The organism is Pantoea sp. GW821-FHT03E06 (genome assembly GCF_059420725.1).
The window spans coordinates 2,539,811-2,564,064 of the sequence record NZ_JBWKUG010000001.1 but is presented as its reverse complement, the minus strand read 5'-3'; the positions used below and the strand labels follow the sequence as shown (position 1 = coordinate 2,564,064).

The 24,254-nt window shown below is 57.5% G+C and carries 24 protein-coding genes; 21 read left to right on the top strand and 3 right to left on the bottom strand.

Features of this window, described 5'->3' with window-relative positions:
- Positions 1-129: 129 nt before the first annotated feature.
- The 8 genes from flhD (at position 130) to AC07WB_RS11990 (ending at position 7,595) form a co-directional block, all read left to right on the top strand.
- On the top strand, positions 130-492 hold the full coding sequence (gene flhD / locus AC07WB_RS12025; RefSeq protein WP_494940565.1) for a flagellar transcriptional regulator FlhD: 363 nt from the start codon (positions 130-132) through the stop codon (positions 490-492).
- Positions 485-1,063, top strand: a complete 579-nt coding sequence (flhC, locus tag AC07WB_RS12020; RefSeq protein WP_097096840.1) for a flagellar transcriptional regulator FlhC — start codon at positions 485-487, stop codon at positions 1,061-1,063. The genes flhD and flhC overlap by 8 nt, the downstream gene beginning before the upstream one ends.
- An 83-nt stretch (positions 1,064-1,146) precedes the next feature.
- Positions 1,147-2,046 (top strand): flagellar motor stator protein MotA, encoded by a 900-nt coding sequence (gene motA / locus AC07WB_RS12015; protein WP_097096841.1) that lies wholly within the window; start codon positions 1,147-1,149, stop codon positions 2,044-2,046.
- Positions 2,043-2,960, top strand: coding sequence for a flagellar motor protein MotB (gene motB / locus AC07WB_RS12010; protein WP_345829167.1), 918 nt, complete (start codon positions 2,043-2,045; stop codon positions 2,958-2,960). Before motA ends, motB begins: the two co-directional genes overlap by 4 nt.
- On the top strand, positions 2,947-4,878 hold the full coding sequence (gene cheA, locus AC07WB_RS12005; protein ID WP_400456285.1) for a chemotaxis protein CheA: 1,932 nt from the start codon (positions 2,947-2,949) through the stop codon (positions 4,876-4,878). Before motB ends, cheA begins: the two co-directional genes overlap by 14 nt.
- A 47-nt stretch (positions 4,879-4,925) precedes the next feature.
- Positions 4,926-5,420, top strand: a complete 495-nt coding sequence (locus tag AC07WB_RS12000) for a chemotaxis protein CheW (RefSeq protein WP_097096844.1) — start codon at positions 4,926-4,928, stop codon at positions 5,418-5,420.
- A gap of 207 nt (positions 5,421-5,627) precedes the next feature.
- Entirely contained in the window at positions 5,628-6,587 is a 960-nt protein-coding gene (gene cbl / locus AC07WB_RS11995) for an HTH-type transcriptional regulator Cbl (RefSeq protein ID WP_008109354.1), read from the top strand.
- 165 nt (positions 6,588-6,752) lie between these two features.
- On the top strand, positions 6,753-7,595 hold the full coding sequence (locus tag AC07WB_RS11990; protein WP_494940564.1) for an oxidoreductase: 843 nt from the start codon (positions 6,753-6,755) through the stop codon (positions 7,593-7,595).
- A gap of 72 nt (positions 7,596-7,667) precedes the next feature.
- Here AC07WB_RS11990 and AC07WB_RS11985 read toward each other — a convergent pair whose 3' ends face one another.
- Positions 7,668-8,120 carry a transposase gene (locus AC07WB_RS11985; RefSeq protein ID WP_494940563.1) on the bottom strand — a complete coding sequence of 151 codons (453 nt, stop codon included), beginning with the start codon at positions 8,118-8,120 and terminating at the stop codon, positions 7,668-7,670.
- Between the two features lie 186 nt (positions 8,121-8,306).
- Complete coding sequence (locus AC07WB_RS11980) at positions 8,307-10,472, bottom strand: putative bifunctional diguanylate cyclase/phosphodiesterase (RefSeq protein WP_494940562.1); 2,166 nt, start codon at positions 10,470-10,472, stop codon at positions 8,307-8,309.
- Positions 10,473-10,777: 305 nt separating this feature from the next.
- Between AC07WB_RS11980 and phnF the strand changes: the two genes are divergently transcribed.
- The 13 genes from phnF (at position 10,778) to phnE (AC07WB_RS11915) (ending at position 21,628) form a co-directional block, all read left to right on the top strand.
- A complete protein-coding gene (gene phnF, locus AC07WB_RS11975) occupies positions 10,778-11,494 on the top strand; it encodes a phosphonate metabolism transcriptional regulator PhnF (RefSeq protein WP_345829174.1) in 717 nt (238 codons plus the stop codon).
- Positions 11,491-11,937 carry a phosphonate C-P lyase system protein PhnG gene (gene phnG, locus AC07WB_RS11970; RefSeq protein WP_494940561.1) on the top strand — a complete coding sequence of 149 codons (447 nt, stop codon included), beginning with the start codon at positions 11,491-11,493 and terminating at the stop codon, positions 11,935-11,937. Before phnF ends, phnG begins: the two co-directional genes overlap by 4 nt.
- Complete coding sequence (phnH, locus tag AC07WB_RS11965; RefSeq protein WP_494940560.1) at positions 11,937-12,512, top strand: phosphonate C-P lyase system protein PhnH; 576 nt, start codon at positions 11,937-11,939, stop codon at positions 12,510-12,512. The genes phnG and phnH overlap by 1 nt, the downstream gene beginning before the upstream one ends.
- Positions 12,512-13,588, top strand: a complete 1,077-nt coding sequence (locus AC07WB_RS11960; protein WP_400456277.1) for a carbon-phosphorus lyase complex subunit — start codon at positions 12,512-12,514, stop codon at positions 13,586-13,588. Before phnH ends, AC07WB_RS11960 begins: the two co-directional genes overlap by 1 nt.
- Positions 13,581-14,429 (top strand): alpha-D-ribose 1-methylphosphonate 5-phosphate C-P-lyase PhnJ, encoded by an 849-nt coding sequence (locus AC07WB_RS11955; protein WP_097096852.1) that lies wholly within the window; start codon positions 13,581-13,583, stop codon positions 14,427-14,429. The genes AC07WB_RS11960 and AC07WB_RS11955 overlap by 8 nt, the downstream gene beginning before the upstream one ends.
- Complete coding sequence (gene phnK / locus AC07WB_RS11950) at positions 14,419-15,180, top strand: phosphonate C-P lyase system protein PhnK (RefSeq protein WP_097096853.1); 762 nt, start codon at positions 14,419-14,421, stop codon at positions 15,178-15,180. Before AC07WB_RS11955 ends, phnK begins: the two co-directional genes overlap by 11 nt.
- A gap of 203 nt (positions 15,181-15,383) precedes the next feature.
- Positions 15,384-16,088 carry a phosphonate C-P lyase system protein PhnL gene (gene phnL, locus AC07WB_RS11945; RefSeq protein WP_400456275.1) on the top strand — a complete coding sequence of 235 codons (705 nt, stop codon included), beginning with the start codon at positions 15,384-15,386 and terminating at the stop codon, positions 16,086-16,088.
- On the top strand, positions 16,085-17,221 hold the full coding sequence (phnM, locus tag AC07WB_RS11940) for an alpha-D-ribose 1-methylphosphonate 5-triphosphate diphosphatase (RefSeq protein WP_494940559.1): 1,137 nt from the start codon (positions 16,085-16,087) through the stop codon (positions 17,219-17,221). Before phnL ends, phnM begins: the two co-directional genes overlap by 4 nt.
- Entirely contained in the window at positions 17,221-17,751 is a 531-nt protein-coding gene (gene phnN, locus AC07WB_RS11935) for a ribose 1,5-bisphosphokinase (protein WP_097096856.1), read from the top strand. Before phnM ends, phnN begins: the two co-directional genes overlap by 1 nt.
- A 266-nt stretch (positions 17,752-18,017) precedes the next feature.
- Complete coding sequence (gene phnC / locus AC07WB_RS11930; protein WP_345829181.1) at positions 18,018-18,848, top strand: phosphonate ABC transporter ATP-binding protein; 831 nt, start codon at positions 18,018-18,020, stop codon at positions 18,846-18,848.
- A gap of 26 nt (positions 18,849-18,874) precedes the next feature.
- Positions 18,875-19,801, top strand: coding sequence for a phosphonate ABC transporter substrate-binding protein (phnD, locus tag AC07WB_RS11925; protein WP_097096858.1), 927 nt, complete (start codon positions 18,875-18,877; stop codon positions 19,799-19,801).
- Positions 19,802-19,883: 82 nt separating this feature from the next.
- On the top strand, positions 19,884-20,747 hold the full coding sequence (gene phnE, locus AC07WB_RS11920; RefSeq protein ID WP_097096859.1) for a phosphonate ABC transporter, permease protein PhnE: 864 nt from the start codon (positions 19,884-19,886) through the stop codon (positions 20,745-20,747).
- Positions 20,744-21,628 (top strand): phosphonate ABC transporter, permease protein PhnE, encoded by an 885-nt coding sequence (gene phnE, locus AC07WB_RS11915; RefSeq protein ID WP_494940558.1) that lies wholly within the window; start codon positions 20,744-20,746, stop codon positions 21,626-21,628. The genes phnE (AC07WB_RS11920) and phnE (AC07WB_RS11915) overlap by 4 nt, the downstream gene beginning before the upstream one ends.
- Here the strand turns inward: phnE (AC07WB_RS11915) and AC07WB_RS11910 are convergent.
- The gene (locus AC07WB_RS11910; RefSeq protein ID WP_494940557.1) at positions 21,582-24,170 is read right to left on the bottom strand and encodes an ATP-binding protein; all 2,589 of its coding nucleotides are present in this window, start codon (positions 24,168-24,170) and stop codon (positions 21,582-21,584) included. The two genes, phnE (AC07WB_RS11915) and AC07WB_RS11910, sit on opposite strands and share 47 nt — an antisense overlap.
- Positions 24,171-24,254: the final 84 nt, after the last annotated feature.

The window sequence follows — 24,254 nt, the reverse complement described above, 5'->3', positions numbered from 1 at the left end:
CACTCTACACATTGGTGTGAAATAAATGTGAACGAGCGGTGTTGCAGAGATGCGAATTTCCAGCTGATAACAATGATCACCTTTTTGATTTTACCTGTTTATGATTAATAAACTTTGAGGTGTTACTCAGTGTCTAATTTCGATGAATATCTTCAACACATCCATGATATCAATTTGTCATATCTACTGCTTGCTCAGCAGATAATCCGTCAGGATAAGTTTGCTGCTGGTTTCCGCCTGGGATTATCCGAGGGAACTATGGATAACTTAAAAGAGTTGTCACTGCCGCAGTTAATGAAGTTGGCGGCAACCAATCAATTTATATGCCGACTTCGTGTTGATGATGAAGTGGTCATCGAAAACCTAACCAAGGATTCACGTATAGAAGCACTGCAGCAAATTCATACTGGCATCATTCTTTCAACCAATTTGCTTAATTCACTCAGTGAAGCACCGCCAGAAGTTGCAGAGCGAGGTGTCTGGAATGTGTGAGAAAAGCCTGCTGCAAGAAGTACACGAAGTAAATATTGCGATGGAGCTGATTACCCTCGGCGCGCGTATGCAGATTCTGGAAACGGAAACCTCATTAAGCCGTCGTCGCCTGTTGCGCTTATATAAAGAGTTACGCGGCTGCCCGCCACCGAAAGGGATGCTGCCGTTCTCAGAAGACTGGTTTATGTCCTGGGAACAAAATATACATTCGTCGATGTTTTATAACATCTACCTCTATTTAAAAAGTACCGAAAAGGCACCGTCCATCCAGACGCTGATGAAAACGTATCGTTTATATCTGGAACAGTGCCCATCACGAGAGGGTGATAAACCGGTACTGGGGCTGACGCGTGCCTGGACATTATTACGCTTTATTGATTGCGGCATTATTTCGCGTAAAGCCTGCAGCGTATGTCAGGGCGGTTTTATTGTGACCACGGAATTTATCAAAAATCCGTTCACGTGCAGTTTGTGTAGTCCGCCATCGCGTGCATTTAAGAAGTCTCAGGTGAATTTTGCTAGCGAGTCGAGCCCGCTGGCTGCCAGCAACTTTATGTTGGTAAACGCCTGATCCCCTGACAGGTGCGGCTAACAAGATGGCAAGTAGCCGGCGTGGTTTTACCGCGCCGGAGATAAAATCAGAAAGGAGAAGTTGTGTTAGTTATCATTGGCTATCTTGTGGTTATCTTCACTGTCTTTGGTGGTTTTGTGCTCTCCGGCGGTGAACTTGCCGCCCTGTTCCAGCCGCTAGAACTGCTGATTATTGGTGGTGCTGGCGTTGGCGCCTTCATTGTTGGTAACAACGTTAAATCCCTCAAATCTACCGGTCGCGCGGTTGCCAGGCTCTTCGTAGGTCGACGTTATAACAAAGCGGTCTACATGGATCTGATGGCGATGCTGTTTTTGCTGCTGACCAAAAGCCGCGTGCATGGCCTGATGACGCTGGAGAAGGATATTGAAGATCCGCAGAACAGCGAGATTCTCAGCGCCTATCCACGTTTGATGAGCGATCCGATGCTCAGCAACTTCGTCATGGACTACTTCCGCCTGATGATTGGCGGCAGCATGAATTCGCATGAGATCGAAGCGTTGATGGACGAAGAGATCGAAACCTGTGAAGAGGAGCTGGAAGTCCCGGCGCAGAGCCTGAATAACGTCGGCGATGCGTTTCCGGCTTTTGGTATTGTCGCGGCGGTAATGGGCGTGGTGAACGCGCTGGCCGCAGCCGATCGTCCTGCTGCTGAGCTGGGCATGCTGATTGCCCACGCGCTGGTGGGGACCTTCCTCGGTATTCTGATTGCTTACGGCTTTGTTCTGCCGCTGGCCACGCTGCTGCGCCAGAAAAGTAGCGATCAGGTGAAGATTTTGCAGTGCATCAAAGTCACGCTGCTCTCCAGCCTGAACGGTTACGCGCCGCAGATTGCAGTGGAATTTGGCCGTAAGACCATTTACACCAGCGAACGTCCCTCTTTTGAAGAGCTGGAAGAGCACGTGCGCGAAGTGAAATCGAACGCCAGCCTGAAATCCAAACCCTCGGATGCAGCTGCCGCATGAAAAAAGATACGCCGATTATTGTCCGCAAGCGCAAGAAGCATAAACACGCGCACCATGGCGGCACCTGGAAGATCGCTTACGCCGACTTTATGACCGCCATGATGGCGTTCTTTTTAGTGATGTGGCTGCTGTCGCAATCCGATCCCACGCAGCGTGAGCAGATAGCCGATTACTTTCGCGTGCCGTTAAAACCCGCCCTGGCGCAAGGCAATAAAACCAGCCTGAGCGACAGCGTGATCCCCGGCGGCGGTGACGATCTGGTTAAAAAAGATGGCGAAGTCTTTAAAAAGCAAATGGATGCGGTGAGCCGCCAGCAGGCGCTGGAAAGTCTGCGACAGGCGAAGAAAAAGCTGCAGCAGATGATTCAAACCGATCCGCGGCTGAACAACTTCAAATCCAATATTTTGCTCACCCTTACCAACGATGGGCTACTGATCCAGATTACCGATTCGCAAAATCGACCGATGTTCAAGATCGGTAGCGAAATACCGGAATCCTATATGAACGGCATCCTGCAAGCGCTGGTGCCGTTGCTGAATGAGCTGCCTAACAAGATCAGTCTGACCGGTCACACCGATTCACTGCCGTATTCGGGCGGCGTCGGCGGCTATAGCAATTGGGAGCTCTCCACCGGCCGTGCCAATGCGGTTCGTCGTGTGCTGGTGAGCGCCGGATTGAGTGATGAACGCTTCCTGCGCGTCATCGGCAATGCCAGCCACTTGCCGTTAGAGGATGTGGCACCAGACGATCCGCGCAATCGCCGCATCAGTATTCTGGTGTTGAGCCGCAGTAAAGAGCAGGCGATCCGTAGCGAAACCCGCAGCGTGCAGCCGGTATCCGAGGTGCCGGAAATGGCAGAAATTAACGGCGCTCAGCTGAAAGAGGTTCAGGGTTACACCGATGGACGTGAATGATTTTTCGCAGATTTTCTTCAGTGAGGCGGAAGAGCTGCTGGCGGATATGGAGCAGCATCTGCTCCAACTGGATCTGGCTTCGCCGGACAAAGAGCAGCTTAACGCGATTTTCCGCGCGGCCCACTCGCTGAAAGGCGGCGCGGGCACGTTTGGCTTCAGTGCGCTGCAGCAAACCACTCATCTGCTGGAAAACCTGCTGGACGAGGCGCGCAGCGGCAAACTGATGCTCAACCGTAACCACATTAACCTGTTTCTGGAAAGTAAAGACATTATGCAAGCGCAGCTGGAAGCGTATCAGTCTTCGCAGGAGCCCGATGAGGCGAGTTTTCACTATATTTGTCAGGCGCTGCGTGAGATTGCCTTGCTGGAGCAGGGCGAGCCGGTAACGCCACCCGCGGCGGCGGCGGTCGCTGCCAGCCCCGTTCCGGCGCAGAGCGGTGATGAATCGCTTTTACGCGTTACCCTTAGCGCGGTTGAGCCGCGTGAACAGACACTGCTACGTGAAGAGCTGCAGCATCTTGGCACAATCATGCAGGTGGAAAGCCTCGGCAACAGCATGACCGTGGATCTGCTCACCAGCGTCACCGCCGAGGAGATCTCGGCGGTGCTCTGCTTTGTGCTGGACGACACGCAGATCCTGATTGAATCGACAGCGGCAGCGGAAGTGAGCGCGCCAGCGCCCGTTATCGCACCGCCTCCGGTGGTGGCAGAAAAACCTGCGCCAGCAGTTGCTGCCGCTGCGCCGCGTGCGGCGAATCAGGAATCAAGCAGCATTCGCGTGGCGGTCAGTAAAGTTGACCAGATCATCAATCAGGTTGGCGAGCTGATCATCACCCAGGCGATGTTGTCACAGCTCACCAATTCGCTCGAGCCCGGCAGCTACGACAGGTTGCAAAACTGCGTGGCGCAGATGGAGCGGAATACGCGTGAGCTGCAGGAATCGGTGATGTCGATCCGCATGATGCCGATGGATTACGTGTTCAGCCGCTTCCCGCGCCTGGTGCACGATTTGGGGTCGCGCCTCAATAAGCAGGTGGAGTTGACGCTAAAAGGCGGATCGGCCGAACTGGATAAGAGCCTGATTGAACGCATTATCGATCCGCTGACGCATCTGGTGCGTAACAGTCTCGATCACGGTATCGAATCTCCCGAAGAACGTCTGGCGAAAGGCAAACCGGCGTGCGGCAATTTAACGCTTTCGGCGGAACATCACGGTGGCAACATCGTGATAAAAGTGACGGACGACGGTGCTGGCCTGAACCGTGAAAAAATCCTTGCTAAGGCGCGCTCGCAAGGGATGAACGTCAGCGAAACGATCAGTGATGACGACGTGTGGATGCTGATTTTTGCTGCCGGTTTCTCTACGGCCGAAAGCGTCACCGATGTCTCAGGACGCGGGGTGGGCATGGACGTGGTGCGGCGAAATATTCTGTCGATGGGCGGCCATGTGGATATTCACTCCCGCACCGGGGAAGGCAGCACGATCAGCATTTTCCTGCCGCTGACGCTGGCCATTCTCGACGGCATGCTGGTGAAAGTGGCCGATGAAATCTATGTGCTGCCGCTGGGCGCCGTCATGGAATCCCTGCAGCCGAAAGAAGAGATGATCTGCCGCTTTGTCGGTGAAGAGCGCCTATTGCAGGTGCGCGGTGAGTATCTGCCGCTGGTGCTGTTGCGCCAGCGCTTCGCGGTCAATGGCGACGCGCACAGCGACGATGGCATTGTGGTGATTGTGCAGAGCGCGGGCGTCCGCTATGCGCTGTGGGTCGATCAACTACTCGGCCAGCAACAGGTGGTGGTGAAAAACCTTGAGCAGAACTACCGCAAAGTGAAAGGCGTATCGGCCGCGACGATTCTTGGTGACGGCAGCGTGGCACTGATTCTGGATGTGGTTGAGCTTTCGACCCTTAACGATTAGCAGCAAACGCTCGCGCGCCAACGCGCGGGTGTGGAAGGAGTTTTAGCATGTCAGTTTCCCTGGCCAACAAAGACGCCGTGGCGCAAGAGTATTTAGTTTTCCGTCTCGGCGACGAAGAGTATGGCATTGATATTCTCAAGGTACAGGAGATACGCGGTTGCGATCGCGCCACGCGTATCCCCAACTCGCCAGATTTTATTACCGGCGTGACCAATCTGCGCGGCGTCATCGTGCCAATCATCGATTTACGTTTGCGTTTTCATTTGCCCGTTACGGAAGATGATAAAGACACGGTGGTGATTGTCCTGAATTTTGGCGATCGCATTGTGGGCATCGTGGTGGATGGCGTGGTGGACGTGCTATCACTGGAAGCCGATCAGATCAGACCTACACCCGACTTCACCTCGGTGCTTTCCAGTGATTATCTGCTGGGCCTTGGCGTGATCGACACCCGCATGATCATCCTGGTTAACATTGGTAAACTGCTGAGTCGCGAAGAGATGGAATTGATGGATTCCCTCGTCGACGGCCAGCCACGCTAAGTCACACGTTCATTACTTACGCTGTAGCGGCGCAATTTATGGCGCAATGCCGTGCGCCGCTACCCTGCGTAATGCCTGTCAGCTATTCAGCTCCCATCGCCTTCCCTTATTACTATTCCGCATAACACACCGTTTTTTATTATTTGTTGCAATCACATCAACTTCATAACATGGGCGAAACAGGGGCAGGAATCAGGAGAAAAGGGTGTGAATTTCCAGCAACTTAAAATTATACGTGAAGCGGCCCGTTGCGAGTTCAACCTGACTGAAGTGGCGAATACGCTGTTTACTTCCCAATCCGGGGTAAGCCGCCATATTCGCGATCTGGAAGATGAGCTGGGCGTGGAAATTTTTATTCGTCGTGGCAAGCGACTCCTCGGCATGACCGAGCCGGGCAAAGCGTTGTTGACCATTGCTGAACGCATCCTTGATGAAGCGGGCAAAGTACGCCGCTTAGCGGATGTGTTTACCAATGAAACCAGCGGCGTGCTGACTATCGCTACCACCCATACCCAGGCGCGTTACAGTTTGCCGCGCGTGATTAAAGCGTTTCGACAGCTCTATCCGAACGTGCGTCTCGAGCTGAATCAGGGGTCGCCGCAGGAGATTGTCGCCATGCTGCTGGCCGGTGAAGCCGATATCGGTATTGCCTCCGAGCAGTTGGTGAACAACAGCAGCCTCGCGGCGTTTCCCTGGTTCAGCTGGCATCACTCGCTGCTGGTGCCGCACGATCACGAGCTGCTGCAGCATCAGCCGGTGACGCTTGCCAGCCTTAGCCGCTATCCGCTGATCACCTATCGTCAGGGCATTACCGGCCGTTCGCGCGTCGATCGTGCCTTCCAGGCGGCAGGACTCAGGCCGGATATCGTGCTCAGCGCGCAGGATTCCGACGTGGTGAAAACCTACGTTGAGCTGGGCCTTGGCGTGGGTATTCTCGCCGATCAGGCGTGTGATATTTACGAAGGCGAAGATCTGGTAAAAATCGATACGCACCATCTTTTTGATGCCAATACCGTATGGCTGGGACTGAAGCGCGGACAACTACAGCGCAACTACGTGTGGCAGTTCCTCGAGCTGTGTAACGCTAATCTGTCGCTGGAGGAGATCAAACGTCAGGCGCTCTCCTACGAAACCGAGAACGAACCGGCCATCGATTTCCAGATCTGATTGTACTTTTCCCTCACCCTCTCCGGCTGGCTGGAGAGGGAACCAAGCCCTGCGGCCTGTTCATGGCGCACGCATCGCTAATCACCCTTGACCGGGTTTGCCATAGTTACTCTCTTTGCCCGGTGAGGTTTCATTGGGCCTATTCACATTGAAGGGGACGTTACTATGGCTTCAGCAACTACGCCAGTTTGGTTCATTTCAGGCTGTTCAACCGGTTTTGGTCGCGAGCTGGCGCAGCAGACCATTGCGCGCGGCTTCAACACGGTTGTCACCGCACGTGATGTATCAAAAGTGCAGGACCTGGTGAGCGGACGCGATAACGCGCTGGCTCTGGCGCTGGATGTCACCGATCAGGCCAGCATCGAACAGGCCGTGAGCGCGGCGCTGGCGAAATTCGGTAGCGTTGATGTGCTGGTTAATAACGCCGGTTACGGGTATCAAAGTTCGGTGGAAGAGGGTGAAGAGAAAGAGATTCGCGCCCAGTTTGATGCCAACGTGTTTGGCCTGTTCGCGCTAACCCGCGCGGTGCTGCCTGCCATGCGCAAAGCGCGCAGCGGCCATATCATCAATATCACCTCGGTCGCTGGTTTTATTGGCTTCGCCAGCTCGGGCTACTATTCGGCGAGCAAACATGCGGTGGAAGGGTGGTCTGACTCGCTGGCGCTAGAAACCGCACCGCTGGGCATTCACGTTACCTGCGTCGAACCTGGCCCGTTCCGCACCGATTGGGCCGGTCGCTCGCTGCATCAAACCCCCAGCAAGCTGCCGGAATATGCTGAAACCGCAGCAGCGCGCATGAAATCTACCTCGGAATACAGCGGCACCCAGGCGGGCGATCCGGCTCGTGCAGCCAGTGCGATGATCGCCATCACCGAACACGCCAATCCACCGCGCCATCTGGTGATGGGCGCATGGGGTTACGATGCGGTGACCAATAAACTGAAAGAGCGCCTGACGCAGATCGAAGCGTGGAAACAAACCTCGATTGAGACGGATTTTCCATCGTAAACAGATCTCTGCGTTGCTTGTAGGGTGCGCATTTATGCGCACCTGGTAATGTGGTCGCCATGAATGGCGACCTTACGGTTTTCCAGATACATACAACCTGTCCAGTTCCCATTTCATGGGATTCTCTTCAATATATCTGCGGATGTTCAGTAATTCGTGTTCATCCCGAATCACGCGATCATAAAAGCTGCGCTGCCATACCCTTATTCCAGTTTCACGCGTTATCTCCGCTTTAAACCAATTAACAATATTCAGCAGGGACCGATGTGTGCTTTCATTTAGCCAAATAATGCCATGCAGGTGATTCGGCATCAGGACAAAGGCATCAAGGGTTATCGCGGTATCGCGTTGTGATAAGGCCTGCCAGGCTTTAATGGCATAATCCCCAACCGGCGTGAGGCAGAATTCTGTTGCGATGAATAGGCCAAATAAAGGTGCGCGGCGATGGCAAACCAGGGTGATGAAATAGGCGCCGTTGGTGCGGTAATCATGATTTTTCAAGCGTGGATATTTACGGTTCTTCATCATGGCCTCCTTGCCGACATAATATTATTTTATTTGCGGCGAGAAGGCGATGAAGGTTGTTTAATTTTGAGGGACGTATTCAGAGTTAATTTATTGCGCGTGGCGCGGTTATTCAGGTCGCCATAAATGACGACCCTACACCGAGACCGTAGGGGCGCCATTTATGGCGACCTGGTATTCTGGCGATCACACCATCTTCTCTATCTCTTCGAACGGCACGGCGTGGCTGAACAAATACCCCTGCAGCTGGTTGCAGCCGGCATCAGCCAGCGCATTCTTTTGCCCTTCGGTTTCAACCCCTTCGGCGGTGACCGTTAAGCCCATGGCGTGGCCCAACCGCACCACCGATTCAACAATTGCGGTGGAGTTCTGCGCCACGCCGAGCGACTGCGTAAATGAACGGTCGATTTTGATCTTATCCACCGGGAAGGTGCTGAGGTAATTGAGGCTGGAATAACCGGTACCAAAATCATCCAGCGCAATGCGGAAACCGGCTTCGCGCAGCGCGATAATGCTATTGCGCGCTTCATGTTCATCCTCAATCAGCACACCTTCAGTGATCTCCAGCTCCATTTGTGTGGGATCGGCACCTTCTTCCCGCACAATTTCAACAATGCGCTCAACAAAATTGCTGGCGCGAAACTGTACCGGCGAAACATTCACCGCCACTACGATATCGGGCAGCCTGAGCGCGGTTTTACAGGCTTCACGTAGCACCCACTCGCCAAGCGGAATAATCATGCCGGTCTCTTCAGCGATGGCAATGAAATCACCCGGCGAGACATCGCCTCGTTCGGCGTGATGCCAGCGCAGCAGCGCCTCAAGGCCTACCACGCGCTGACCGCTGATATCCATCAGCGGCTGATACCACACCGCCAGACCGTCATATTTCACCAACGCCTGACGCAAATCCGCCGCCATTTGCTGGCGCGTGCGCAGCGATTCATCCATCACTTTTTCAAACTGACGATACTGGCCGCGTCCGTGATTTTTCGCTTCATACAGCGCGATATCCGCTTTACGCATCAGCTCAAGCCGATCGATGCCATCCTTCGGTGCCAGCGCCAGACCGACGCTTACGCCGACCCATAATTCACTGCCCACCCATTGATATGGCTCGCTGAGGCGAGCAATGATGCGGTTCGCCAGCGATTGCACCTGGCCAATATTCTCAACATCCGGCATGACAATAATGAACTCGTCGCCGCCAATACGACCGACCGTATCGCTGGCGCGCACGATGTCGTTGAGACGGCGCGCCACCTCCATGATCATTTCGTCGCCCGCGTGATGACCGTAGGTATCATTGATGTTTTTAAAACGATCCAGATCCAGCAGCAGCAGCGCCACGCGCTGGTCGTGGCGTCCGGCCAGCGCCAGCGCCTGGGTTAAACGATCTTCCACCAGCGAACGATTCGGTAAACCGGTCAGCACATCATGAAACGCCAGATGCTGTGCCTGCGCTTCACTGGCGCCCAGTTGCAATAACGACTGCGACAGTTTCAGCGACGAGGTCCAGATACGCCGTACCATAAACAGGCACAGCAGCGTGATTAACATCACCGACAGCAGCGTTGAAGGACCGATGGTGCGCAGCATCTGAGCGCCAGGCTTGTCCGGTTGCCAGCTAAGATAGCCGACGGGATTGCCCTGCTGAGAATTGAGCAGGTAGCGCGCTTTGGTTTTTCCCGCCGGTTCAGTGTCGCTAAAGTGCAGCTGCCGCAGCTGGCTGCGATCGGAGAGATTACGCAAATAGCCATCATCAAGAAATTTAATGCTCACCAGGCGATAGCGTCCCGCCTGTTTCGTGCTGCTGATGTCACCCACCGCCAGCGCGGCGGCGCGTTGACCAATGCGCACAAAATCAGCGCGATCGGCAGGACCCGCCGCCACATCGCTGCTGAGCACCAGCGGACTCTGCAGCATCTCTTGCAAATAGGGACCCACGCGCTTATCGGGCACCGGTTGGCCGTTGCGCCAGACATTAACCAGCTGATTATCGCGATCCAGTAAGATCACCAGCTGGTGGTCAAACATGTCATACAGCCAGCCGCCGACATTTTGCGTCAGCCAGCTTTGGTCGGGATGCGCTAACGCCAGCTGATCGGCCAGCGGTGACCAGCGCGTCAGGCTGCGCAGCTGGCGCAGATGCTCACTGAGACTTTGCGCGAAGGAAGCCTCAATCATACGCTGCTGCTGATCGCGTGCTTCATTGTTGGTGAGCGAGGTCCCCCAGAACAGACCCATCCCCGCGCCGGCAAAGGTCAGGAGTAAAATAGCCATCAGCGGCAAAATAACTTCACGGACAAAGTTACGGCGAAAACCATCCGATAGTTTTAATGCGTTAATCATTTTGAGATTCGCCTGACAAGAAGGGTTCATCTTTTAACTTAGCAGAACTTACCCAGGCTGCACGGAGTAAGGGAAGCGATAAGTCAGTGAAAATGGACGCAAATTTTTTGAACATGGTCACAAAGGAAACAGTTAAAGATAGTTTATTGAATTAACCCGCTTTGCCCCACGTTCCTCCTGCCGTAAAGCAAATTCATCTTTGCGTCATTGAGCCGTCACGGCGCTGTCATCTACTGCCCGCAATGTAATCGCCATCCCGCAGCGAGCGTCGCTGCACTCCTCAACCACATGAGGTATTGAGCGTGATGGAGATATCCAGACATCCGACCACTGTGTACCAGGCCGTTGCCGCCCAGCTGGAGCAGGCGCTGCAGGAGCGCTATCGCTGCGGCGATTATTTGCCTTCCGAGCAGCAGTTGGCGGACCACTACGAAGTCAATCGCCACACCTTGCGCCGCGCAGTCGATGAGCTGGTCAATAAAGGCCTGCTGCAACGGCGTCACGGCGTGGGCATTTTGGTGCTGATGCGTCCTTACGATTATCCGCTGCACGCACAGGCGCGCTTTAGCCAAAACCTGATGGAGCAGGGCAGTCATCCCACCAGCGAGCGTTTGCTGGCGGTAATACGTCCGGCCAGCGGCGATGTGGCGAGCGCGCTGGGCATCAGTGAGGGTGACAACGTTATCCATCTGCGCACGCTGCGCCGCGTTAATGGTGTTGCGGTTTGCGTGATTAATCACTTCCTCGCCGATCTCAGCTGGTGGCCCGCGCTGCAGCAGTTTCACAGCGGTTCGCTGCATGACTTTATGCAGCAGCAGCTGGGCTTAAGCCTGACGCGCAGCCAAACCCGCATTAGTACTCGCCGCGCGCAGGCGAAAGAGTGCAAACAGCTGGAGATTGCCCTGCAGTCGCCGCTGCTGTGTGTGCGCACCCTGAATAAGCACCGCGACGGCAAGGTGGCGGAATACTCCGTTAGCCTGACGCGCGGCGACATGATTGAACTGACTCTGGAGCACGAATGAAACAGCAAACAGCCCGCCAGCACTGGCTTTCGGTGCTGGCCCACAGCGAAGCCAGCAGCCTGAATGCGCACTGGCAGCCGCTGCACTTAAGCCCGGATTTTGAGCGCGTGCGTCCGGCGGAAACCGGATTAACCCGCCTGCAGGCGCGTATGGGCGGCAGCGGCAAGCGCTTCGTGATGGGCGATGCCACGGTAACGCGCGCGGTGGTGAAACTGCACGACGGCACGCTCGGTTTTAGCTACGTGCTGGGGCGCGATAAATCCCACGCCGAGCGCTGCGCGTTAATCGATGCACTGCTGCAACAGCCGGAAACCCAGGCGCTGTTACAGGAAAAAGTGATTGCCCCGCTGGCGGCGCTGCGTGAAGAGCAGCGTCAGCTGCGCGCGCGGGAAATCGCCAGCTCCAAAGTGGATTTCTTTACGCTGGTTCGCGGAGATAACTGATGACATTACTGGCAAGTTTTAACCATCCGGTTGCCGATGCACAGCGCGCCTTCCGCCGCATCCTCAAAGCGATGAGCGAGCCGGGCGTGCTGGTGTCGCTGCCGCTGCAACAGGGCTGGGGCGATCTGTCGCCGGCGGCCACGGCGGTGCTGTTGACGCTGGTCGATCAGGAGAGCGCACTGTGGCTCGATGATCGTATTGATAACGAGGTGGTGCGCAGCAACCTGCGCTTTCATACCGGCGTGCCGATTGTCGCTGAGCGCGATGCACCGTTCGCCTTGACGCATGCGGCGGCCAATCCCGATCCGGCACTGTTTGCGTCTGGCGACAATATGTCACCGGAGAAGAGCACCACGCTGGTTGTCGAGGTGCCATCATTGAGCGGCGGTTTGACGCTGCGCCTCTCGGGCCCAGGTTTACGTGAACCGCGCGCCATTGCACCGCAGCTGCCGGAGGCGATTCTGCACTACCTGCGCGAGCGTCCGCATCCTTTCCCGCAGGGCGTGGATCTGATTTTCACCTGCGGCGAAGCGATGATGGCGCTGCCACGCACCACCGACGTGGAGGTGTGCTGATGTACGTTGCGGTTAAAGGGGGCGAGAAGGCGATTGCCAGCGCCCATGAGCTACAGGCCGATTTGCGGCGGGGCGACCGCGCGCTGCCGGAGTTGCAGTGCGACCAGCTGGCGCAACAGCTCGGTTTAGCGGTCGATCGCGTGATGACCGAAGGCGGCATCTATGATCCGCAGCTGGCGGCCTTAGCGATCAAACAGGCGAGCGGCGATTTAGTGGAAGCGATTTTCCTGCTGCGCGCCTATCGCACCACGCTGCCGCGCCTCGCCGATAGCCTGGCGCTGGAAACTGATGAGATGCGCCTTGAGCGCCGCATCTCCGCCGTCTACAAAGATCTGCCGGGCGGCCAGGTGCTGGGTCCCACCTACGATTACAGCCATCGCCTGCTCGATTTCACCCTGCTGGCCAATGGTGAAACGCCGGCGGCGCAGCGTGACGATCAGGCGCTACCCGAACGTTGCCCGCACGTGTTCAGCATGATGACCCACGAAGGATTGGCGGCGCGCGAAGAGGATGACGGCAGCGAGCCGTGCGACATCACGCGTGAACCGCCCGGTTATCCCGCGACGCGTGCGGCACGCCTGCAACAGCTGGTGCGCGGCGACGAAGGCTTCTTGCTGGCGCTCGGCTACTCGACGCAGCGCGGCTATGGTCGCAACCATCCGTTCGCCGGCGAAATTCGCACCGGCTATCTCAGCGTCTCTATCTGCCCGGAAGAGCTGGGCTTTGACATCGAGATTGGCGAAATCCTGCTAACCGAATGCGAGATGGTGAACGGCTTCACCACCGAAACCGCCAGCGCGCCGCACTTCACGCGCGGTTACGGCCTGGTGTTTGGTCGCTCGGAGCGCAAAGCGATGGCGATGGCGCTGGTGGATCGTGCGCTGCAGGCACCGGAGTATAACGAACGGATTGCCGGTCCAGCGCAGGACGAAGAATTTGTGCTGTCGCATGCCGACAACGTGGAAGCGGCGGGCTTTGTCTCGCACTTAAAACTGCCGCACTACGTCGATTTCCAGGCGGAGCTTGAGCTGCTGAAACGGCTGCGCCAACAGCATCAGGAGCAGAATCATGAGTGAGTTAACCGGCTACAACAACGGTTATCTGGATGAACAAACCAAACGCACCATCCGCCGCGCAATATTAAAAGCAGTAGCGATTCCCGGTTATCAGGTGCCGTTTGCCGGACGTGAAATGCCGATGCCGTATGGCTGGGGCACCGGCGGCATTCAGATCACCGCCAGCATCATTGGCGATGCCGATGTGCTGAAGGTGATCGATCAGGGCGCCGATGACACCACCAACGCGGTATCGATTCGTCGCTTCTTTCAGCGCGTCAGCGGCGCGGCGACCACCGAACGTACGGTTGATGCCACGCTGATTCAGACGCGGCACCGCATTCCCGAAACGCCGCTGGAAGAGGATCAGATCCTGATTTTCCAGGTGCCAATCCCGGAACCGCTGCGTTTTATTGAGCCGCGCGAGACCGAAACCCGCACCATGCACGCGCTGGAGGAGTACGGCATCATGCAGGTGAAACTGTATGAAGATATTGCCCGCTACGGCCACATCGCCACCACCTATGCCTACCCGGTGAAGGTCAACGATCGCTACGTGATGGATCCGTCACCGATCCCCAAATTCGACAACCCGAAGATGCACATGATGCCGGCGCTGCAGCTGTTTGGTGCCGGACGTGAAAAACGCATCTATGCGCTGCCGCCGTTTACCAAAGTGGAAAGCCTCGACTTCGACGATCACCCGTTCAGCGTGCAGCAGTGGGATGAACCCTGCGCGCTGTGCGGTTCGCGCCACAGCTACCTCGACGAGGTGGTGATGGATGACGCCGGTACGCGCATGTTTGTCTGCTCCGATACCGATTTTTGCCACCAGCAGCAGGAACAACAGCATGCACAGTGAACAGCCGCTGCTTGCGGTCAACAATCTGACGCACCTTTATGCGCCAGGCAAAGGGTTTGAAGAGGTGAGTTTTGAGCTCTATCCTGGCGAAGTGTTAGGCATTGTCGGGGAATCCGGTTCGGGCAAAACCACGCTGCTGCGCAGCCTGTCGGCGCGGTTAGCCCCGCAGCAGGGCAACATTCTTTACCGTGCGCAGGATCTTTATCAGCTGAGCGAGAGCGATCGCCGCCGCCTGCTGCGCACCGAATGGGGCGTGGTACATCAGCATCCGCTGGATGGTTTGCGTCCGCAGGTGACGGCGGGCGGCAACATCGGTGAACGCCTGATGGCGGTGGGCAATCGCCACTATGGCGATATCCGTAAAGAGGCGATGCGCTGGCTGCAGGATGTCGAAATCCCCGCCAACCGCATCGACGATCTGCCCACCACTTTCTCCGGCGGTATGCAGCAGCGCTTGCAGATTGCGCGCAACCTGGTGACGCAGCCGACGCTGGTGTTTATGGATGAGCCGACCGGTGGTTTGGATGTGTCGGTGCAGGCGCGCCTGCTGGATCTGCTGCGCACGCTGGTGCGCGAGCTGAATCTGGCGGTGGTGATTGTCACCCACGATCTCGGCGTGGCGCGTTTGCTGGCGCATCGTCTGCTGGTGATGAAGCAGGGCCGCGTGGTGGAGAGCGGGCTGACGGATCGCGTGCTGGACGATCCGCATCATCCGTATACCCAACTATTGGTTTCGTCGGTGTTGAGTTAACCACGACGCGGTCATCAATAAGGTCGCCATAAATGGCGACCCTACGACGTGCCATATGTAGGGTCGCCATTTATGGCGACCATCAGACAGCGACGTGCCAGAGGTAAGGGCGCCATTTATGGCGAACTCACGATATCCAAATGTAACCGTAACGCCTTGTAGGGTCGCCATTTATGGCGACCAACCAACATCAGGACATCAACATGCAACCTTTATTGCGCGTAGAGCAACTCAGCAAAACTTTTGTGCTGCACAACCAGAGCAGCGCCGCGCTGCCGGTGTTGCAGGATGCCAATCTTGACGTCAGCGGCGGCGAATGCGTGGTGTTACATGGCCGTTCGGGCAGCGGAAAATCCACGCTGCTGCGCGCGCTATACGGCAACTATCAGGCCAACAGCGGGCATATCTGGCTGCAACATCAGGGCGAATGGATCGACATGGCTAATGCCCCCGCGCGCCAGATTCTGGCGATTCGCTGCCATACCATCGGCTGGGTCAGCCAGTTTCTGCGTGTCATTCCACGCGTGCCGACGCTGGAGATCGTCATGCAGCCGCTGCTGGAGCGCGGCACCGAGCGTGCCTTCTGCGAAAAGCGCGCCAAAGAGCTGCTGACGCGCCTCAACGTGCCGGAGCGTTTGTGGTCACTGGCGCCGTCCACTTTTTCCGGTGGCGAACAGCAGCGCGTCAACATCGCGCGCGGTTTTATCGCCGACTATCCGGTGCTGCTGCTGGATGAACCCACCGCCTCGCTGGATAGCGCCAACAGCGCCGCGGTGGTGGAACTGATTGAACAGGCGCGCGCCCGCGGTGCCGCCATTGTCGGTATTTTCCATGACGAAGCGGTGCGTGCACGCGTCGCCGATCGCCTGCACGTCATGCAGCCAGTGAACACAGGAGCAGAAGCATGATTATTAACAACGTCCGGCTGGTGCTGGAGCAGGAAGTGGTGGCCGGATCGCTGGAGATCCGCGACGGGCGCATTGCCAGTTTCAGCGACAGTCGTAGCCAGCTGGCGGGCGCGCTGGATGGCGAAAACGCCTTTCTGCTGCCGGGCCTGGTAGAGTTGCACACGGACAATCTCGATAAATTCTTCACGCCGCGACCGAAAGTCGATTGGCCCGCGCACTCGGCAATGAGCAGCCACGATGCGCTGATGGTCGCCAGCGGCATTACCACGGTGCTGGATGCGATTGGCGTGGGTGACGTGCGCGATGGCGGCCATCGTCTGGATAATCTGACAAAGATGATCGACGCGATTCAGGACAGCAATCGCAAAGGGATTAACCGCGCCGATCACCATTTGCATCTGCGCTGCGAGCTGCCGCACAACACCACGCTGCCGCTGTTTGAGGCGCTGATGAACACGCCGGAGCTGTCGCTGGTGTCGCTGATGGATCACTCGCCGGGCCAGCGTCAGTACGCCTCGCTGGAGATGTATCGCACCTATTATCAGGGCAAATATCAGCTCAGCGACGCGCAGATGGATCAGTTTGAACGCGAACAGCTGGCGCTGGCCGCTGAGTTCTCGACGCCGAACCGCAACGCCATCTCCAGTTTGTGCCGTTCGCGCGGCATTCCGCTGGCCAGCCACGATGATGCCACGGCGGCCCACGTCGCCGAATCGCATGATGTTGGCAGCGCCATCGCCGAATTTCCCACCACGCGGGAAGCAGCGCGCGCCTCGCGTGAATGTGGCATGCAGGTGTTGATGGGCGCACCGAATATCGTGCGCGGCGGATCGCACTCCGGCAATGTAGCGGCGGCGGAACTCGCCAGCCACGGCCTGCTGGATATTCTCTCCTCCGACTACTATCCCGCCAGTTTGCTCGACGCGGTGTTCCGTTTGGTCGCCGATGAACGCAATACGCTGACGCTGCCGCAGGCGGCGGCGCTGGTGACGTGTAATCCGGCGCAGGCGATTGGCCTGCACGATCGCGGGCGCATCGCCGAAGGGCTGCGCGCCGATTTAGTACTGGCGCATACCGATCATGGCCATTCACACATTCGCCACGTCTGGTCGCAAGGCAAGTTGGTGTTCTGATGGCGCGCCTCATCTGGCTGACCGGACCTTCGGGCGCGGGCAAAGATAGCCTGCTGAACGCGCTGCGTGAGGCACCGCCGGATAATCTGTTGATCGCCCATCGCTACATCACGCGCGCAGCCGATGCCGGCGGCGAGAATCATGTGGCGCTGAGCGAGGCGGAGTTCCGGCGACGTGAAGCGCTGGGGCTGTTTGCCGTGAGCTGGCAGGCGCACGGTCTGCATTATGGGCTGGGCGAGGAGATCGATCTGTGGCTGGCGCGCGGTCTTAACGTGCTGGTCAACGGTTCGCGCCTGCATCTGCCGATAGTGCAGCAGCACTATGGTACGCAGCTGCTGCCGCTGGTGTTGCAGGTGTCGCCGGAAGTGCTGGCGAAGCGGCTGCGGCAGCGCGGGCGGGAGTCAGACGTTGAGATCGCAAAACGTCTGGCGCGTGCGGCCGAACCGCTGCCGGCACACTGCTATGCGCTGAATAACGATGGTGCATTGCGCGATACGCTCGAGCATTTGCGGCAATTGTTGGCTGATTGACCGTAATACACACCGCCGCACCCGGTCGCCATAAATGGCGACCTTACGCCACCGGGCATGCGATTTTGTAGGGGCGCCATTTATGGCGACCTCAATACACACCGACGCGGCAGGTCGCCATAAATGGCGACCCTACGACGGGCCAATGTGCATTTTTCGCGTCCGTACCACGCTGTCACCGTTTAATCACTTTACTGTCATCAAGCTTTCATGCGATTTGCCCGTAATAGCGGGCAATCAACCACTCAGAAGAGATGGAGTGCATCATGGCACAGGCATTACTGAAAACCGTCGTCGACAATCCGTTCCCGCCCATCACCGGGCAGGGCAACAAGGTGCTGTCGGTGCAAGGATTGTGTAAAGCGTACGGCGCTAACAAGGTGCTGGATAACGTCAGCTTCGATCTGCATGCGGGCGAGCTGGTGGCCGTGATTGGTCGCTCAGGCGCAGGCAAATCGACGCTGCTGCATATGCTGAACGGCACCATCAGCGCCTCACAGGGCGCGATTCTCAGCAATCGTCAGGGCGAAGTGGATCGCGATGTGGTGACGCTGAACAGCCGCCAGATGCGTGAATGGCGCAGCGAATGCGGCATGATTTTCCAGGATTTCTGTCTGGTGCCGCGCCTTGATGTGATCACCAATGTGCTGCTCGGCCGTTTAAGCCAGACCTCAACGCTGAAATCGTTCTTCAAAGTCTTTTCCGAAACCGACCGCGCTCGCGCCATTGAACTGCTGCAGTGGATGAACATGCTGCCGCAGGCGCTACAGCGTGCAGAAAACCTCTCCGGCGGCCAGATGCAACGCGTGGCGATTTGTCGGGCGCTGATGCAGAACCCGCGCATCCTGCTGGCGGATGAGCCGGTGGCGTCACTCGATCCGAAAAATACCAAGCGCATCATGGACGTGCTGCGCCAGGTGAGCGAGCAGGGCATCAGCGTGATGGTCAACCTGCACTCAATCGAACTGGTGCAAAGCTACTGCACGCGTGTTATCGGCATTCAGCGCGGCAAAGTGCTGTTTGATGGACATCCTTCCCAGTTGACCGACGGCCTGATGCATGAGCTGTACGGCGACGAAATTAACCAGCTCCACTAACTTCCACGGCAAGAGAACAACCACCAATGAAACTGACCTCTTTAGCTTTACTGACTATGGCGATGGCTTTTGGCGTTAACGCAGCGGATGCACCAAAAGAACTGAACCTCGGTATTCTCGGCGGCCAGAACGCCACACAGCAGATTGGCGATAACCAGTGTGTGAAAGATTTCTTCGACAAGGAGCTGCAGGTGGATACCAAACTGCGCAACTCCTCAGATTACTCCGGCGTGATTCAGGGCCTGCTGGGCAACAAGATTGATCTGGTGCTGAGCATGTCGCCTGCTTCTTACGCCTCGGTTTACCTGCAGAACCCGAAAGCGGTAGATATAGTCGGCATTGTGGTGGATGACAAAGACGGTTCACAGGGTTATCACTCGGTGGTGATCGTCAAAGCCGACAGCCCGTACAAAAAACTGGAAGACCTGAAGGGCAAATCGTTCGGCATGGCCGATCCGGATTCCACCTCAGGCTTCCTGATGCCGAATCAGGCATTCAAGAAAGAGTTTGGCGGCACGGTTGATGATAAGTACAACAACACCTTCTCCAGCGTCACCTTCTCCGGCGGCCACGAGCAGGACATTCTCGGCGTGCTCAACGGCCAGTTTGATGGCGCGGTAACCTGGACATCGCTGATTGGCGACCGTGAAAGCGGCTATACCTCCGGCGCGTTTGGTCGCCTGATTCGTATGGATCATCCGGACCTGATGAAGCAGATCCGCATTATCTGGCAGTCACCGCTGATCCCGAACGGCCCCATTCTGGTGAGCAACAACCTGCCCGCTGATTTCAAAGCGAAGGTGGTGGCCACCATCAAGAAACTGGATAAAGACGATCACGGCTGCTTTGTTAAAGCGGTGGGCGGAACCCAGCACATCGGCCCGGCAACCGTGGCGGATTACCAGAACATTATCGATATGAAGCGTGATTTGATGAAGGGTTCGCGCGGGTAAGCGATAAAACGGTGCGCATTAATGCGCACCCTACATTGTAAGGTCGCCATTCATGGCGACCGGGTTACACAGGAATCCCCTCTTGACCGATTTCGAACACTACTACCAACGCATCCGCCGCCAGCAAAAGCGCGACTCGCTGCTGTGGTCGCTGCTGTTGCTGGCGCTCTATCTGGCCGCGGGCAAGATGGCGGAATTCAATCTGCTCACCGTCTGGCAATCGCTGCCACACTTCTTTGATTACATCGGCGCAACCCTGCCGGTGCTGCACCTGCCGTTGCTGTTTGCCGATGGCAAAACCGAAGGTTCGCTGGCCTATTGGGGCTACCGTCTGCACTTCCAGCTGCCGCTGATCTGGGAAACCTTACAGCTGGCGCTGTCGTCCACCATCGTGGCGGTAGGCATTGCCGCCGTGCTGGCGTTTTTCGCCGCTGATAATACGCAAACGCCGCGCAGCCTGCGCATCGCGATCCGCGCCTTTGTCGCCTTTCTGCGCACCATGCCGGAGCTGGCGTGGGCGGTGATGTTTGTCATGGCATTCGGCATTGGCGCCATTCCCGGCTTCCTCGCGCTGGCGCTGCACACCGTCGGCAGTTTGACCAAACTGTTCTACGAAGCGATTGAGAGCGCCTCGGATAAACCGGTGCGCGGCCTCGCTGCCTGCGGGGCCAGCAAACTGCAGCGCATGCGCTTCGCCTTCTGGCCGCAGGTTAAACCGACGTTCCTCTCCTACAGCTTTATGCGTCTGGAAGTTAACTTCCGCTCCTCGACCATTCTTGGCCTGGTTGGCGCGGGCGGCATCGGCCAGGAGCTGATGACCAATATAAAACTCGATCGTTACGATCAGGTCAGCATCACGCTGCTGCTGATTATTGTGGTGGTTTCGCTGCTGGATACCTTGTCTGGCTGGCTGCGTCGCCGCGTGGTGGAAGGAGAGATGCAATGATTACGCTGGCACCGGATGTCGCCAAACTCAAACAGCAGCATGCCGCCCTGTTTGCCGCTCAGCAGCGCTATTTGCGTCGCGTGGCGCTGGTGGCGCTGGCTATCGTGCTTTACTACCTGTTCTTTTTTGCATTTTTTGGCATTGAATGGAGCCGCTTTCTCATCGGCTGCCAGCAGCTCAGCCGCTACTTCCTGCGCATGTTTGTCTGGCAGGATTTCCTCAACTGGCCGTTTGGCTACTACTTCACCCAGGTGGGGATTACGCTGGCGATTGTGTTTTCCGGTACGCTAACCGCCTCACTGATTGCGCTGCCGGTTTCGTTCCTCGCGGCGCGTAACGTGATGCACGATCCCGTGACGCGGCCGATTTCACTGGTGGTGCGTCGCGTGCTTGATGTATTGCGCGGCATCGACATGGCGATCTGGGGGCTGATCTTCGTGCGCGCCGTGGGCATGGGGCCGCTGGCGGGCGTGTTGGCGATTGTGGTTCAGGACGTTGGCCTGCTCGGCAAACTGTATGCCGAAGGGCACGAAGCGGTGGAGCGTTCACCGAGCCGCGGCCTTAGCGCGGTGGGCGCTAACAGCCTGCAAAAACATCGCTACGGCATCTTCACCCAGTCGTTCCCGACCTTTCTCGCGCTCAGCCTGTATCAGATTGAGTCCAACACGCGGTCGGCGGCGGTGCTCGGTTTCGTCGGCGCCGGCGGTGTGGGGCTGGTTTATGCCGAGAACATGCGTCTATGGAACTGGGATGTCGTGATGTTCCTGACCATTATCCTGGTGGCGGTGGTGATGATCATGGACGTGGTGTCCAGCAAGCTGCGCAAACGCTATATCACCGGGAAAGGGGTGCCGCTGTGGCAGCCTGCCGCGCGCGATTAAGCCGTGCACTGCGTTGCCAGGCGCGCTCCAGCACCTGCACCAGCTGCGCCTGCTGCCAGGGTTTCGCCAGCCGCTCACACAGCGGCAGCGTGACCTGCGTCTGACGCAGATCCTGACCGCTGATTAAGATTGTCGCCAGATGCGGCCACTGCGCCTGCGCCTGGCGAATCACGTCCGCACCGTTAAGCCCGCCCGGCAGCATCAAATCACTGATCAGCAGCTCAACATCTGGCGTCTGGCGCAGCAGTGCCAGCGCGCTTTCGCCGTCACCGCACTCCAGCGTCAGGTAACCGAGCTGATGCAGATGTTCACACAGCGTTTGCCGCACCGTGGGTTCATCATCCAGCACCAATACCAGCCGATCGCTGCTGATCTCCGGGGTAAAGGCCGACGGCAGCGCCACCGGCTGCGCGGTATCCGGCGCGCGTGGCAGCAGCAGGCGCACGGTGGTGCCTTGCCCCGGCGCGGTTTCCAGTTCTATCTGCCCGCCGGACTGACGCACAAAGCCATACACCATCGATAACCCCAAACCGCTGCCGCTGCCGATCGCTTTGGTGGTAAAGAATGGCTCAAACACCTGTTCACGCACCTCCGTCAACATGCCACAACCGTGATCGATAACCTCAATCGTGACGCGATCGCGTTTGCCGTCCGCTTCCTGCTTGCGCTGGTTCCAGATGCGCAGACGGATTTCTCCGCTTTGTTGCTCCATGGCATCGCGCGCATTCACCACCAGATTCATTAACGCATTTTCCAGCTGGCCGGCATCGATCCACGCCGGCCAGCCGGGACGCTGTGCATCCACCACCAGCTGCTGTCCCGGTAACAGCGCGTGCTGCAACAGCGAGTGCAGATTGTCTACCAGCTCCACCACCGATACCGCACGCGGGTAGAGCGCCTGTTTGCGCGAGAAGGCCAGCAGGCGCTGCGTTAATTGTGCGGCGCGGTCGGCCGCCTGACGGGCACGATCGATGCGGTTGGCGAGTGTGCCGGGCGGCAGCTGATCGACGGTGAGCGCCAGGCTGCCAATGATCACCGCCAGCAGATTATTGAAATCATGCGCCAGTCCGCCGGTTAGCTGTCCAACCGCTTTCATCTTCTGGCTGTGCAGCAGTGCTTCTTCCAGCGCTTTGCGCGTGGTGCGCTCCAGCACGGTGTTCACCATGCCACGACGCGGCACCGGGCTGAAACGCAGCTCCAGCGTGCGGCCATCATCCAGCCGCACTTCCTGGGCATCCGCTAGGCCGTTGAGCTGGATATTGACGCGGGTTAACAGCTGTTGGTAGTGCAGGCCGCGATGCAGTTCGCGCGGTGCGATGCCGAGCAGCTCTGCATATTGCGCATTCCACACCACCAGCTGGCCGCTGTTGTCAAACAGCGCAAAGCCGTCGCGCATCGCCAGAAAGGTGGATTCCAGCTGGTTGCTTTTCTCTTTCAGCAGGCGCGAGGTGTGCGCCAGCGAGGCGGTATTACGCGCAAACACGTTAAAGGCGCGCGCCAGATCGCCAAGCTCATCGCGCCGCGCCAGACCGGGTACGTTGACGCTCTTTTCACCCTGTGCCAGCCGCGTCATGGCGTGGGCGATCGCCGTCAGGCTGGAGCCGAGATTGCGGTAAATGTAGTAACCCGCGTAACCGGTGATCAGCAGCGCCAGCAGCATAAACAGGCCAATAAAGCCGATGATGGAATCCAGCTCCTCGTGAGTCACTGCGCTGCGCGCATCGCTCTGCTGCGCCACCAGCTGCACGTAATGGGTGATGTCTTCATTGAGCATCGCCACCAGCGCTTTAATGCGGTAGGTGGCGTAGGCGATAGCGATATCACTCTGCTCAAGCTGCTGCGCCACGGGTAGCAAACTGCTGCTGGTCGCGATCAGCCGTTGTGCCTGGGTATTTAACACGCCGCTCAGTGCTAACGCGTGCCACTGGCGCAGCACCGTTTGCAGCTGCTGCACCGCCGCTTGTGGCGCCGTGGATTGAATCGCCACGCTTAACAGGCTGTGGGTTTGCTGACGCAGCGCGTCAGAAGGGGAATTGGCGTGAGTCAGGAGATCAATACGATTAAGCAGCAGCTGCGCTTGCCACAGGCCGCTTAGCATCACGTTGCGCTGCAAGTGGCGTTGATGACCTTCACGCAGCAGTTGATTAATGCTCAGTTCCAGCATCTGGCTGCGTTCACGAATCCGCGTGAGCAGCTGCGGTTGCTGAGCGGCCAGCGGTGCGTGGGCTAGCAGCGTCAGCGACTGCTGCAACGCCCGTTGGGTTTGCTGCAATCGAGCCGACTCGCTCTGATACTCCAGCGCGCCGACCACCTGCGACAGGCGCACTGAGGCAATCGCCACATTGGCGGTATCGCGCGCCAGCGCCAGGCTGCCATTCATATCGGCCAGAGTTTGTGCCTGTGCCTGTTCCTGAATGTGACCGGCGTGGCGAAATCCAAAAATCGCCACCAGGCCGACTGCCAGCGTGACCGACATCACCAGCAGGTTAAACAGCAGCAGGCGACTACGCGCGCCAGCGTGCCAGTGCAGACCGTGACTCATTTTCGCCACCTCTTACCGCTCAACTCCCGGCGAGTATAGAAGCGCGAGCGAGGTGAAATATGACAAATATGAACGGTCGCTGAC